The following is a 12,862-nucleotide window of genomic DNA, read 5'->3' as shown; positions in this document are numbered from 1 at the left end:
CCAGGACGGGGCGGCGGCGGTCGTTGTCAGCGGGGACCTTGATCGCCCCCGACCGCCCCCGCCTTCATGCAAGCGGGTGTGAGTCAATGCAGGATCTTTGCGAGGAATTCCTTAGCGCGGGCCGATTTCGGGTCGCCGAAGAAGGCGTCCTTGCCGGCATCCTCGACGATGGCGCCGCCATCCATGAAAATTACGCGGCTGGCGACCTTCTTCGCGAACCCCATTTCATGGGTGACGCAGATCATCGTCATGCCCTCGCGCGCCAGTTCGACCATGACGTCCAGCACCTCATTGATCATTTCGGGATCGAGCGCCGATGTCGGTTCGTCGAACAGCATGGCGATCGGATCCATCGACAGCGCGCGTGCAATGGCAACGCGCTGTTGCTGCCCGCCCGAAAGCTGCCCGGGGTATTTCCGCGCATGCGCTTTCAGGCCGACGCGCTCGAGCAGGCGCATGCCGTTCTCCTGTGCTTCCTCATTGCGGCGTTTCAACACTTTGACCTGGGCCAGAGACAGGTTGTCGAGAATGGACAGATGCGGGAACAGCTCGAAATGCTGAAACACCATGCCAACCCGCGCACGCAACTGGGCGAGCTTGATCTTCGGATCGCCGACCATTACCCCGTCCACACTGATCCGGCCCTGCTGAAACGGCTCGAGGCCGTTGACGGTTTTGATCAGCGTGGATTTTCCTGATCCGGAAGGGCCGCAGATGACCACGACCTCGCCTTTTTCTACCTGGGTGCTGCACGCATCAAGCACCTTGAACTGACCGTACCACTTCGATACGCCTTCGAGCGCGATCATCGTTTTGTCTCCTACTTGCAGATTGCTTTCTTCGGGTTTCCGACCCGTTGGATCAACGCGTCACGGGCAGTGTCAGACGCGCCTCGAGGCGACGCTGTGCCCATGACAATCCGGTGCTGAACAGCCAGTAGATCGCTGCTACCGACAGATACAAGGGAAGCGGCTGGAACGTTGATGCGATGATTTCCTGGGACGACCTGAGCAACTCGGTCACGGTGATGACTGACACCAGCGACGTATCCTTGATCAGGCTGATGAGCGTGTTGCCGAGGCTTGGCACGGCGAGCCGCAAGGCCTGCGGGCAGACGATGTAACGCAGCGTCTGCAGATGGCTCAGCCCGAGGCTATGCGCGGCGCTCCATTGCCCTCTGCCGATACCGAGAATCGCGCCGCGCATGCTTTCCGACAGGTACGCGCCGGCATTGGCCGTGAGGGTAAGAATGCCGGCGCTGGTGGGGTCCAGGGAAATGCCGAGGTCTGGCAGGCCATAGTAGACGACGAACATCTGCACCAGCAGCGGCGTGCCGCGCATGACACTGACATAGGTGCGGGCAATGCCGCCGAGGATCGGACTTGTGCTGATACCCATGATGGCGACCACGATCCCGACCAGCAGGCCGAACACCATCGACGCCAGGGCAAATTTCACGGTGATCACCGCTCCGTGCAGGAGTACCGGCGATGCATGTATAACTAGATCAAGAGATTCCATGATTCGATCCGTAGAAGTGGCCGCGTGGCCGGCCAGGCCGATGCCTGCAGCGATGGCAGGAGCCGGCCGGCGTGGCAGCGATTACTGGGCGACGGGTCTGCTGGCGTCGGTACCCAACCACTGGATGGACAGCTTGCGCAACGTGCCCTCCTGCTGCAACGCGTTCAGTGCGTCGTCAATGGCCTTGGCAAACTTGGGATTGCCCTTGCGGAACGGGATGCCCATCTCAAGCTTCGTGCCTGCAAGCAGCGCGCCCGTGCGTAGCGGCATCTTGGAGTTCTTGATCAGGTATGGCAGCATCAGGCGGTCATTGAGGGCGGCATCGATGCGCCCGGCAGCCAGGTCACGCAGGTTTTCCGACGTACCCGGATAGGTCTGCACCAGGATACCCGGCACGGATTTCGCCAGTTCGGCATAGTTGCTGCCCAGCGTGACGCCGACGGATTTTCCCTTCAGCTCCTCAAGCGAATTGAACTCGCGCTTGTCATTGTTGCGCTGAAGTACCTGGACCGCGGAATAGACGTATGGCTGGGTAAAATCCAGAGCCTGGCGGCGCGCCGGCGTGATGCCCACCTGGTTGACGATGACGTCGAACTTGCCGGCTTGCAGGCCGGCAATGATGCCACTCCACTCGGTGGTGACGAACTGGACCTTGAGCCCCATCTTGTCGGCCACGGCTTTGGCTACGGCCACGTCAAAGCCGTCGAGCTGACCGTCGCCATTGCGATAGCCAAAGGGTGGGTAAGTGCCCTCCATGCCGACTTTCAGGACACCGCTGACTTTGACCGAATCCAGCAGATCTTCAGCGTGCACGGCGGGCGCCGTGAGATTCAGGAGGGTCGCGATGCACGCGCTTTGCAACAGCAACTTCAGGGATTTCATGTCTTGTCTCCAATGTAGGAATAGGTATTTTTTTTTGAAGGGCAACGCTACTGCACGGCAAGTCTGCGGAACGCGGCTTCCAGATCGGCGATCAGATCCTCCTTGGCCTCAAGGCCCACGTGCAATCGAAATGCCTGGCCGGCATACGGCCAGGCGGCTGCGGGGCGCTCCTCCCTGGGATCGAAGGGCATCACCAGACTCTCGAATCCGCCCCAGGAAAAGCCCAGGCGGAACAGCTTCAGGTCGTCGATGAAGGCACGGAACGCCTCACGCCCATATCCGGGCTTGAGTACGACGCTGAACAATCCTGAAGCCCCCGTGAAATCCCGACGCCAAAGGGCGTGGCCCGGCGCACCAGTGAGCCCGGGGTGCAACACCTGGGCCACCTCCGGGCGGCCCGCGAGCCAATCGGCAATTGCCAGTCCGCTACGCTGATGCCGCTCAAGGCGCACGGCCATCGTGCGCAAGCCCCGCTGCGCGAGATAGACGTCGTCCGGGCCCGCGTGCTGGCCAGTGGCGAAGACATAGTCGCGCACGGTGCTCCATGACTCACGGTTGGTCGTGATCACACCCATCAAGGCGTCCGAATGCCCAACGATGTATTTCGTCCCCGCATGCACGGAGACGTCCACGCCGTGTTCAAATGGCTTGAAGAACAAGGGCGTGGCCCACGTGTTGTCGATGACGACGACCGCGCCATGCCGGTGTGCGACCTTCGCAATGGCAGGAATGTCCTGCATTTCGAACGTCTGCGAACCCGGTGACTCTGCGAACACGAGCGTCGTGGTCGGACGGAACAAGGCCGCGATGTCGGACCCAAGCGTGGGGTCGTAGAACGTCGCTGACACGTTGCAGCGGGCCAGTACCGTTTCGACGTAGTGGCGCGTCGGACCATAGACGCTGTCGCTCACCAGGATGTGATCGCCGGCTTTGACGAATGCCATGATGGCGCTCGTACACGCCGCCAGGCCGGACGACACCAACAGCGAACGGTGCCCGCCTTCGAGCCGCGCCAGGGCGTTCTGCAAGGCGAAAGTGGTCGGCGTGCCTTTGCGGCCGTACCACATGACATCCGTGTCGGCGCCCGACATGGCACGCCCGCGCGCTTCCATGTCGTCGAGATTGCGAAACGTCACGGTCGACGCATGGAAAACCGGCGGATTGACGACGCCGCCGAAATCGTCCGGATCGATCACGCCGTGCGAGAGGTAGGTATCGGGGGACATCCGGATTACCCTCGCATGGCGCTGTTGACCATGTCACCCAGGCGCTCCAGTCCCATGCGGAGATTGGGCTCGGGCGGGCCGAACGAGAAGCGCACCCAGCTTGCGTCGATGTACTCGGTCGCGCGCCGGTTGCCCGGATTGACGTCGAGGAACCTGCCGGGCACGGTCATGACCTTGCGCTTGAGACCCTCCGTAAAGAAGGTGTCCGCGGTGTTCAGCGGCGCGGGCAGCCGATGTACGCGGCCCCAGAGATAGAACGTGCCGTTGCCAGGGCATGGGATCTCGACACCCATGTTGGTCAGCGCGTCCAGCATGATGCGGCGCTTCCTGGCGAACATCTTCCGCAATGCGGACGTTTCCTGATCCGCGCGGTCGTGTTGCAGCGCTTGCACGGCAAGCCGTTGCACGATCGTCGGCGGGCCGCCGTCGATGGCGCTTGCGGCACGGCTGATCATGTCGATCACCTCGGTCGGCCCCACCACCCAGCCGACGCGCAGTCCGGGGTAACGATGATTCTTCGTCAAGCCGTCGACGATGACGACCGGGTCCGTTTCCACGTCCTCGACGAACTCGGCGGCAGATACCGGCTTGTCAGCGGGGGCATGGCCATCTTCGAACACGAAGTGAGAATAGAACTCGTCGAGCAGCATCCAGCAGCCCGTGTTGCGCGCCGCCGCCACATACTGTGCCAGTGCTTCACCACGTACCACGGCCCCGGTGGGGTTGTTGGGATTGCTCCACAGCAGCGCGTCCAGCTCTTCCCTTGCGATCAGTTCCTCGAGCGCCTGCGCCGGGATGGCAAAGCCGTCTTCGGGCCCCACGGGCAGCGTGACCGGCGTGAAGCGATGGCGGTGGTAAGCGATCAGATCTTCGTAGGCGGTGTAGTCGGGCACGACGTGGCCCAGACGAATTTCGCCCAGGGTGGCGAGCAGGCGCGACAGCGCAAGCCGCCCGCCGGACGCAATCGCGACATTGTCCTTCGTGTACTGCGATGCCTTGCCGCGACGATAGCGACGGTTGTAATCGTCCGCGACCGCCTGACGCAGCGCATCGATGCCGCCGACCGGCCCGTAGGCGCAATCGGCCACGTCGAACTGCAGTGAGGCCAGCCGTTCCGGCGCGCCTGCCATGGGCCCGATTTCAGGCTGCCCCTGGCCGAGGTTGCACCAGTCGGGATGACCGTTGCGGAAGCCGAGCTTGACGGCTTCGTGAACGACGTGAATCACGCCCATATAGGGGACCTGGCGTAGCAGGGAAGACGCTAGTGAGCTTGTCATGTTGTTGTCAAGGGGGGGCTTGTTTATCGGTGACGCGATGCCACGCGGTTGCGATGGGTGACCATGCGCTCATGCAGCCGAGAGATCGTGTTGCTGCCTGTGGCGACGAAGAGAAAAGGCAGCATGCCGTGCACGAGCGCCGCCATCGATGCGAACAGCATCGACGCGCCAAATGAAAACGACGACGACATATGCTGCAGATAGCTCTCGCCAACCGATGCCGGGTGCTCTTGGAAGAGCCGGAATATTGTTCTCATGGTGGGGGCGTAATCCGGTATTGCGCATCGTCCGATCCTGGATTGGAAAGCCGGTTTCGCGCTGTTTGTGAGAGGAATCATAGTGTTCGATCTCTGCAAAATGCTTCCAAAGGTACCCACCATCTCGCTTCTAATTAGAAAAATTTTCTACTGGGATAGTGCAATGTAGAAATTCAGGCTCCGGCGTACTTTCCAGATATCGCTGCGCATCGAGCGCGGCCATGCAGCCCGTGCCGGCGCTGGTGATCGCCTGCCGATAGATGTGGTCCTGCACGTCGCCTGCCGCGAACACGCCCGGCACACTCGTACCCGTGGCGTTGCCCGAGAGGCCGCCGTTGGTGACGATGTAGCCATTCGTCATCTCGAGCTGGCCTCTGAAGAGATCGGTGTTCGGCTTGTGGCCGATGGCGATGAAAACGCCTTGCAGTGCGAGTTCGGTGGTCTCGCTGGTTTGCGCATGCCTGATGCGCAGGCCGGTCACGCCGGCCTCGTCGCCATTCACTTCGTCGAGCACGTGGTTCCATTTGATCTCGACAACACCTTGCTTCGCCTTCTCGAGCAGACGGTCGACCAGGATCGGCTCGGCGCGGAACTTGTCGCGGCGGTGGATCACCGTGACCTTTTTCGCGATGCCAGCCAGATACAGCGCTTCCTCGACCGCCGTATTGCCGCCGCCAACCACGGCTACATGCTGCTGCTGGTAGAAGAAGCCGTCGCAGGTCGCGCAAGCGGACACGCCGCGGCCCATGAAGGATTCCTCGGACGGCAGGCCGAGATACTGTGCGGACGCGCCTGTCGCGATGATCAGCGCGTCGCAGGTGTACTCGCCGGATTCTCCGATCAGGCGAATCGGCTTCCCGTCGAGCTTTGCCGTGTGGATGTGGTCGAACACGATCTCGGTGTTGAAGCGCTCCGCGTGGTCGAGAAAGCGCTGCATCAGCTCTGGGCCCTGCACCCCCGTTGCATCCGCCGGCCAGTTTTCGACATCGGTCGTGGTCATCAACTGGCCGCCTTGCGCCAGGCCCGTGACGAGTACCGGCGACAAGTTGGCGCGCGCTGCATAGACGGCGGCGGTATAGCCGGCAGGGCCGGAACCGAGAATCAGGACCTTGGCGTGCTTGGGCGAAGACATTGGAGAATCCATAGCTTATTCAAGAGACTTCAGGCGATTGCCGGAAGCGATTACTGAGCAGGTTCGAAGTCGAGGCCCGCCACGCATGGGCACCGCCAAAGTTGCGGCAGGCGATGCCGCCAATCGCAATGGTTGCGATCGGCGCGCGGGGCTGCATGGAAGGCCTCTTCACGCATGAGCCGGGTTGGCCTGTGGTCAGGAGGCGGGATGCGCCACACCGTACTGCGACGACAGGTATCGACGGATATGGTCGGGCGAATCGATAAAACGCGTCTGGCCGCTCACGTGAATCTCCACACCGTCATCGACCGGCGCGCGCCCGGCGCCGAGCACCAGGACGGGGGCGGACTGGTTCGCCTCGCCGATCAGTTCGACAATTGCCATGCGAGGGCGGGGCGCATCGATGTATTCGACATCCACTTCATTGCGCAACTGCGGGAAGAAGCCGAGCAGGCCTTCAACGGCAACGGAATCTCCACAATAGAACGGACCTTCCGAGCCTGAAAAAAAGCCGGGGCGAAGCATGAATAGTTTGTCTTTCACTTTCACTCTCTCTGCGGGTTGAAATTGCTGGCGGACGCGCGTCGCTTGCCGTATCGCGAACCACCGACCACAGGATAAGCAGTGCAAATAGACCCCACCAGTGGCACGAACGACAATTTGCGTAAGGATCGTGCCAACTTGATGCGAGTGGCGGCGAGCAGGATCGCAGCACACGCAACAGACATGGGGGAGGGTCTTGCTAGACGCAGAGCAGATGGGGCAAAATCAATCGCTGGTGGCATCAATGCCCATTTCCGTCCATATCGTGCCAAAGACCAAATCACAGTCGTCTGTCAATGCAGGACTGGTTGCCGTCGTCGTGTATGACGGCCTGAGCCTCTTTGAGTATGGCTGCGCCGTTGAAGTGTTCGGTCTGCCAAGACCTGAAATGGGCGACAGCTGGTACCGCTTCACGACCTGTTCCGCCGAATCGGGGAGGTTGCGCGGCTCGGGTGGCATCCAGGTACACGCTGACGGTGGCCTCGAACTCCTGGCCAAAGCGAAGACCATCATCATTCCGGGGTGGCGCGGTATCGAAGCGGACGTCCCGCCGGAACTTTGCCGCGCGTTGAGGAAGGCGAACAAACGCGGGGCGCGCGTCATGTCAATCTGCACGGGCGCCTTTGTCCTGGCGGCAGCGGGGCTGCTCGACGGAAAGCGTGCGACTACGCACTGGCGCCATGCCGCAGCGCTCGCGGCGCGATATCCGGACGTCCACGTGGAAGCGGACGTGCTCTACGTCGATGCCGGCGATGTCCTCACGTCTGCCGGCAGTGCGGCGGGAATCGACTTGTGCCTCCACCTGATTCGCCGGGACCTTGGCCCGCGCGCAGCCAATCAGGTCGCACGCCGACTGGTCATCCCACCCCACCGCGAAGGCGGGCAGGCCCAATATATCGACGAGCCGGTCTCAAAGCGTAGCGGCTCTTCGCTGGCACCCTTGGTGGACGCGGTGCGCGCCACATTGGACGAGGGCTGGTCGATTGTCAGAATGGCAAGGCAAACGGCGATGAGTGCCCGAACCTTTCAGCGGCACTTTGTCAGTACGATGGGGATGCCGCCAGGGGAATGGCTGCTTACCGAGCGCCTGGGCCGGGCCAGGACGTTGCTTGAAGAGACCGATTTGTCCGTGGATGAAATCGCGATGCAAGTCGGCTTTGGTGCTGCAGCCACGTTGCGCAATCATTTCCGGACTCGGCTTGGAACCAGCCCGGGTTACTACAGGCGACGGTTCAGCGCATCCGGGGCACACTGATTACCCACGCGGCTTCAGACGACCTGTTGATGATGGAGTGGGAGTGAAATCGGGTCCTTCGGGGACTATCGGCCACGATCGAAAAGCTGATGTGACGTGCGGCTGACGACATGGGTGCGGCCTCGCTTGCCCGAACCCACGTATTTGTTGCCTGAAACGAGTACTAGCTCGCCTGGTTCGCTGACAGCGTGCTTCTTGCGCCACGGTTGCCGACGGCCCTGGAAATGAACTCCCCGATCTGCGCTACCTTGCCGGCATCGATCCCGGTTTCGACGCCCAGGCTCTGCATCATCCGGAGAAGCGCTTCGGTAGCGACATTTCCGGTGGCGCCCTTGGCATAAGGGCAACCGCCAAGCCCGGCCACGGACGAATGGAAGATGCGAATGCCCACCTCAAGGCTGGCCCGGACATTGGAGAGGGCGTGGCCATAGGTGTCGTGGAAGTGCCCCGACAGCCGCTCTAATGGAAACTCCGTCGAAGCCGCTCGCATGACTTCCTGAACCTTGTCAGGTGTACCCACGCCGATCGTATCGGCAATATCGATCTCGTCGCAGCCCAGCTCGCGCATGCGCCGCACCAGATCAACAACCGCTCCGACCGGCACGTCCCCTTGATAGGGACAGCCCAGCGAGCAAGACACGCTGGCACGCAGGCGTATACCTCTCTCCTTCGCTGCAGCCGCGACAGGCTCAAAGCGGGCCATCGACTCGGCGATCGAGCAATTGATGTTCTTCTGCGAGAACGCTTCACTGGCAGCGCCGAAGATGACGACCTCATCGGCGCCGGCAGCCAGTGCCGCGTCCAGGCCCTTGATGTTGGGGGTGAGTGCCGAGTAAAGCGTGCCAGGGCGCCGTCTGATACGCGCCATCACTTCCGCGCCGTCGGCCATCTGGGGCACCCACTTCGGCGACACAAATGATGCTGCCTCGATATTGGTGAAGCCTGCGTCGGTCAGCTGGTCGATCAATGCGACCTTGATCTCGGTCGGCACTAACGCCTTCTCGTTCTGGAGGCCATCGCGTGGACCGACTTCCACGATCTTGACTTTGTCTGGTTGCATTGCCGGAAATCTCCCCACGATTCAGGCTTCAAACGCCAGGAGCTGCGACCCTTCAGCCACCTGCTCGCCAACCCCATAGAGCACTTCACTGACCACACCATCAGCCGGCGCGCTGATGGTGTGCTCCATCTTCATTGCCTCCATCACCAGCAGCGGGGCCCCGCGCGTCACGATGCTGCCCGCCTCGACCATCACGGCAATAACCTTGCCGGGCATCGGCGCGGTCAGCTTGCCGTCTTCGCTTTCAGCCTCGCCAGCGTGCGCCAGTGGGTCGAGCCAGGTCAGGCTTACGTGACGACCGGCATGGAAGGCATGAAACACCTCGCCGTCGGCATGCACTTGGCCGTGCGCGTTGCGCGTACCGAGGTCGACGCGGATCTCATCTCCCTGACAGTTGCAGGCGAAGGACACAACCTGGTTTGCGTAGATCAGCGTGCTGCCGCGTGCATCGGTGTTCAGCGTCACCTCCAGCACCTGCTCGCCATAGCCGAAGCGCAGCGTGCGCGACACGCCGCTGTTCAGCCGCCACGCGCCGCCATGGGTCCACGGCGAATGCTGGTCGGCGGCGTCGACGCGGCGCTCGCGCGTCTCGCGGTCGAGCAGCGCGGCCACCGCCAGCGCAATGACTTCCAGGCCGACGGGGGCGGCGGGCGGGAACAGCGTGGCTTCGTTGCGCTCGATCAGCCCGGTATCGAGATCGGCGGTGCGGAACGCCTGCGACGACACCAGCCGCTGCAGGAAGGCCACGTTGGTCGACAGCCCCACCACGTGATACGACGCCAGCGCCTGGCGCATGCGCGCCAGCGCCTCGTGGCGGTCCTTGCCCCAGACGATCAGCTTGGCGATCATCGGGTCGTAGAACGGGCTGATGGTGTCGCCTTCGCGCACGCCGGCATCGATGCGGATACCCGCCGGGCCGTGTGCATCCTCTCCGCGCATGAACTGCACCGCCGGCGGCGTGCGCAGGAAGCGCAGCGTGCCGGTGGACGGCAGGAACTGCTTGTCGGGATTCTCCGCGTAGATACGCGCTTCCAGCGCATGGCCGTCGATACGCAGCTGGTCCTGCGTGAGCGGCAGCGCATCACCGGCGGCGACGCGCAGCTGCCATTCGACCAGGTCCTGACCGGTGATCATTTCGGTGACGGGGTGCTCCACCTGCAGGCGCGTGTTCATCTCCATGAAGTAGAACGAACCGTCCTGGTTGGCGATGAACTCGACCGTGCCGGCGCCGACATAGCCGACCGCCTTGGCCGCGGCCACCGCCGCTTCGCCCATGGCACGGCGGCGCTCCTCGGTCATGCCCGGCGCGGGGGCTTCTTCCAGCACCTTCTGGTGGCGGCGCTGCACCGAGCAGTCGCGCTCGAACAGGTAGACGCAGTTGCCGTGGGTATCGGCAAACACCTGGATCTCGATATGGCGCGGGCGCGTCAGGTACTTCTCCACCAGCACCTTGTCGTCGCCGAAGCTGGCCGACGCCTCGCGCTTGACCGAGGTCAGCGCGGCGTCGAAGCCATCGCCCGACTCGACCACGCGCATGCCCTTGCCGCCACCGCCGGCGCTGGCCTTGAGCAGCACCGGGTAGCCGATACGGTCGGCCTCGCGGCGCAGCAGCGCCGGACCCTGGTCCTCGCCGTGGTAGCCGGGCACCAGCGGCACCGCGGCTTTCTCCATCAATTGCTTGGCCGCGCTCTTGCTGCCCATCGCGTGGATGGCGGACGCCGGCGGGCCGATGAAGACCAGCCCCGCCGCGGCGCAGGCCTCGGCAAAGGCTTCATTCTCGGACAGGAAGCCGTAGCCCGGGTGGATGGCCTGGGCACCGGTCTCCTTCGCCATCTCGATGATGTGGTCCGCGCGCAGGTAGCTGTCGCGCGCGGCCGAGCCGCCGATATGCACGGCCTCGTCGCAGAAGGCGACGTGGCGCGCGTCGGCGTCGGCGTCCGAGTACACAGCAACGGTGCGGATGCCGAGCCGGCGGCAGGTGGCGGCCACGCGGCAGGCGATTTCACCGCGGTTGGCGATCAGGATCTTGTTGAACATCGGTCTTCCTTGTCGTGATTACATGCGGAACACGCCGAACTTCATGTCCTCGATCGGCGCATTCAGGCTCGCGGACAGTCCCAGGCCCAGCACGGTGCGGGTCTGCGCCGGGTCGATCACGCCGTCGTCCCAAAGCCGCGCACTGGCGTAGTACGGATGGCCCTGGTGCTCGTACTGGTCGCGGATCGGCTGCTTGAACGCCTCTTCCTCCTGCGCGCTCCACTTGCCGCCCTTGCCCTCGATGCCGTCGCGCCGCACCGTGGCCAGCACGCTGGCGGCCTGTTCGCCGCCCATCACCGAGATGCGCGCGTTCGGCCACATCCACAGGAAGCGCGGCGAATAGGCGCGCCCGCACATGCCGTAGTTGCCCGCACCGAACGAGCCGCCGATGATCACCGTGAACTTGGGAACCTGCGCGGTGGCCACGGCGGTCACCATCTTGGCGCCGTTGCGGGCAATGCCTTCGTTCTCGTACTTGCGGCCCACCATGAAGCCGGTGATGTTCTGCAGGAACACCAGCGGGATCTTGCGCTGGCAGCACAACTCGATAAAGTGCGCGCCCTTCAGTGCGGATTCGGAGAACAGGATGCCGTTGTTGGCGACGATGCCGACCGGGTAGCCCCAGATGCGCGCAAAACCGCACACCAGCGTGGTGCCGTAGCGCGCCTTGAACTCGTCAAACTCGGAACCGTCGACCAGGCGCGCGATCACCTCGCGCACGTCATAGGGCTTGCGCGTGTCGGTGGGGATCACGCCGTACAGTTCTTCCACCGGGTACAGCGGCTCGACCGGCTCGTGCAGGCGGATCTGGTCCGGCTTGCGGCGGTTCAGGTGCTGCACGATATTGCGCGCCAGGCTCAGCGCGTGATGGTCGTTCTGTGCAAAGTAGTCAGCCACGCCCGACAGGCGCGTATGCACGTCGGCGCCGCCCAGGTCCTCGGCGCTGACTTCCTCGCCGGTCGCGGCCTTCACCAGCGGCGGGCCGCCCAGGAAGATGGTGCCCTGGTTCTTGACGATGATGGACTCGTCGCTCATCGCCGGCACGTAGGCGCCGCCGGCGGTGCACGATCCCATCACCACCGCGATCTGCGGGATGCCCTGCTTGGACAGGTTGGCCTGGTTGTAGAAGATGCGGCCGAAGTGGTCGCGGTCCGGGAATACATCGTCCTGGTTGGGCAGGTTGGCGCCGCCGGAATCGACCAGGTAGATACACGGCAGGTTGTTCTCCTCAGCGATCTCCTGCGCGCGCACATGCTTCTTGACCGTCATCGGGTAGTAGGTGCCGCCCTTGACTGTGGCGTCATTGCAGACGATCACGCACTCCTGCCCGGCCACGCGGCCGATGCCGGTGATGATGCCCGCGCCCGGCGCGGCATTGTCGTACATGTCGTAGGCCGCGAGCTGTGACAGCTCCAGGAATGGCGTGCCCGGATCCAGCAGCTGCTGCACGCGGTCGCGCGGCAGCAGCTTGCCGCGCGACAGGTGCTTGTCGCGCGCGTCTTTGCCGCCGCCTTCGGCGAGCTTCGCGATCCTGGCCTCCAGGTCGGCTACCAGGGCCTGCATGGCTTCGGCGTTGGCCTTGAAGGACTCGGAGCGGGCGTTCAGTTTGGTTTCGATGATTGGCATATCGTGCTTCTGGGTGTGCCGCGAGATGGTGCTGTCGGTCGGCAGA

12 protein-coding genes are annotated in these 12,862 nt (G+C 63.3%); 1 reads left to right on the top strand and 11 read right to left on the bottom strand.

What is annotated here, in order from left to right:
• Positions 1-83 precede the first annotated feature (83 nt).
• The 8 genes from CNE_RS09520 to CNE_RS09485 form a co-directional block, all read right to left on the bottom strand.
• Positions 84-809 carry an amino acid ABC transporter ATP-binding protein gene (locus CNE_RS09520; protein ID WP_013956924.1) on the bottom strand — a complete coding sequence of 242 codons (726 nt, stop codon included), beginning with the start codon at positions 807-809 and terminating at the stop codon, positions 84-86.
• A 52-nt stretch (positions 810-861) separates the two neighbouring features.
• Positions 862-1,521: an amino acid ABC transporter permease gene (locus CNE_RS09515; RefSeq protein WP_013956923.1), complete on the bottom strand. Its 660-nt coding sequence runs from the start codon at positions 1,519-1,521 to the stop codon at positions 862-864.
• Positions 1,522-1,602: 81 nt separating this feature from the next.
• Complete coding sequence (locus CNE_RS09510; RefSeq protein WP_013956922.1) at positions 1,603-2,403, bottom strand: transporter substrate-binding domain-containing protein; 801 nt, start codon at positions 2,401-2,403, stop codon at positions 1,603-1,605.
• A gap of 47 nt (positions 2,404-2,450) precedes the next feature.
• Positions 2,451-3,629: a cystathionine beta-lyase gene (gene metC, locus CNE_RS09505; RefSeq protein ID WP_013956921.1), complete on the bottom strand. Its 1,179-nt coding sequence runs from the start codon at positions 3,627-3,629 to the stop codon at positions 2,451-2,453.
• 5 nt (positions 3,630-3,634) lie between these two features.
• The gene (locus tag CNE_RS09500) at positions 3,635-4,861 is read right to left on the bottom strand and encodes a pyridoxal phosphate-dependent aminotransferase (protein ID WP_049800561.1); all 1,227 of its coding nucleotides are present in this window, start codon (positions 4,859-4,861) and stop codon (positions 3,635-3,637) included.
• Positions 4,862-4,929: 68 nt separating this feature from the next.
• Entirely contained in the window at positions 4,930-5,163 is a 234-nt protein-coding gene (locus tag CNE_RS09495; protein ID WP_013956919.1) for a DUF6356 family protein, read from the bottom strand.
• A 130-nt stretch (positions 5,164-5,293) separates the two neighbouring features.
• The gene (trxB, locus tag CNE_RS09490; RefSeq protein ID WP_085959665.1) at positions 5,294-6,295 is read right to left on the bottom strand and encodes a thioredoxin-disulfide reductase; all 1,002 of its coding nucleotides are present in this window, start codon (positions 6,293-6,295) and stop codon (positions 5,294-5,296) included.
• A gap of 195 nt (positions 6,296-6,490) precedes the next feature.
• Positions 6,491-6,838: a DUF3088 domain-containing protein gene (locus tag CNE_RS09485; RefSeq protein ID WP_026201285.1), complete on the bottom strand. Its 348-nt coding sequence runs from the start codon at positions 6,836-6,838 to the stop codon at positions 6,491-6,493.
• Between the two features lie 244 nt (positions 6,839-7,082).
• On the opposite strand from CNE_RS09485, the gene ftrA reads away from it, so the two are divergent.
• The gene (ftrA, locus tag CNE_RS09480; protein WP_013956915.1) at positions 7,083-8,093 is read left to right on the top strand and encodes a transcriptional regulator FtrA; all 1,011 of its coding nucleotides are present in this window, start codon (positions 7,083-7,085) and stop codon (positions 8,091-8,093) included.
• A 163-nt stretch (positions 8,094-8,256) separates the two neighbouring features.
• On the opposite strand, the gene CNE_RS09475 is transcribed toward ftrA, so the two are convergent.
• The 3 genes from CNE_RS09475 to CNE_RS09465 are packed head-to-tail and all read right to left on the bottom strand — an operon-like array spanning position 8,257 to position 12,816.
• Entirely contained in the window at positions 8,257-9,153 is an 897-nt protein-coding gene (locus CNE_RS09475) for a hydroxymethylglutaryl-CoA lyase (protein WP_013956914.1), read from the bottom strand.
• A gap of 21 nt (positions 9,154-9,174) precedes the next feature.
• The gene (locus CNE_RS09470; RefSeq protein WP_013956913.1) at positions 9,175-11,190 is read right to left on the bottom strand and encodes an acetyl/propionyl/methylcrotonyl-CoA carboxylase subunit alpha; all 2,016 of its coding nucleotides are present in this window, start codon (positions 11,188-11,190) and stop codon (positions 9,175-9,177) included.
• Between the two features lie 18 nt (positions 11,191-11,208).
• Positions 11,209-12,816, bottom strand: coding sequence for a carboxyl transferase domain-containing protein (locus CNE_RS09465; RefSeq protein WP_013956912.1), 1,608 nt, complete (start codon positions 12,814-12,816; stop codon positions 11,209-11,211).
• Positions 12,817-12,862 lie beyond the last annotated feature (46 nt).

It is taken from the genome of Cupriavidus necator N-1 (assembly GCF_000219215.1).
Taxonomy (GTDB): domain Bacteria; phylum Pseudomonadota; class Gammaproteobacteria; order Burkholderiales; family Burkholderiaceae; genus Cupriavidus; species Cupriavidus necator.
Note: the sequence above shows the minus strand (reverse complement) of the source record. Positions and strands in the feature narration are given on the sequence as shown.

What these genes read in the sequence shown, in the direction of transcription:
- CNE_RS09520 (WP_013956924.1), bottom strand. Translation starts at nt 809, where the DNA reads ATGATCGCGCTCGAAGGCGTATCGAAGTGGTACGGTCAGTTCAAGGTG.
- CNE_RS09515 (WP_013956923.1), bottom strand. Translation starts at nt 1,521, where the DNA reads ATGGAATCTCTTGATCTAGTTATACATGCATCGCCGGTACTCCTGCAC.
- CNE_RS09510 (WP_013956922.1), bottom strand. Translation starts at nt 2,403, where the DNA reads ATGAAATCCCTGAAGTTGCTGTTGCAAAGCGCGTGCATCGCGACCCTC.
- metC (WP_013956921.1), bottom strand. Translation starts at nt 3,629, where the DNA reads ATGTCCCCCGATACCTACCTCTCGCACGGCGTGATCGATCCGGACGAT.
- CNE_RS09500 (WP_049800561.1), bottom strand. Translation starts at nt 4,861, where the DNA reads ATGGGCGTGATTCACGTCGTTCACGAAGCCGTCAAGCTCGGCTTCCGC.
- CNE_RS09495 (WP_013956919.1), bottom strand. Translation starts at nt 5,163, where the DNA reads ATGAGAACAATATTCCGGCTCTTCCAAGAGCACCCGGCATCGGTTGGC.
- trxB (WP_085959665.1), bottom strand. Translation starts at nt 6,295, where the DNA reads ATGTCTTCGCCCAAGCACGCCAAGGTCCTGATTCTCGGTTCCGGCCCT.
- ftrA (WP_013956915.1), top strand. Translation starts at nt 7,083, where the DNA reads ATGCCCATTTCCGTCCATATCGTGCCAAAGACCAAATCACAGTCGTCT.
- CNE_RS09475 (WP_013956914.1), bottom strand. Translation starts at nt 9,153, where the DNA reads ATGCAACCAGACAAAGTCAAGATCGTGGAAGTCGGTCCACGCGATGGC.
- CNE_RS09470 (WP_013956913.1), bottom strand. Translation starts at nt 11,190, where the DNA reads ATGTTCAACAAGATCCTGATCGCCAACCGCGGTGAAATCGCCTGCCGC.
- CNE_RS09465 (WP_013956912.1), bottom strand. Translation starts at nt 12,816, where the DNA reads ATGCCAATCATCGAAACCAAACTGAACGCCCGCTCCGAGTCCTTCAAG.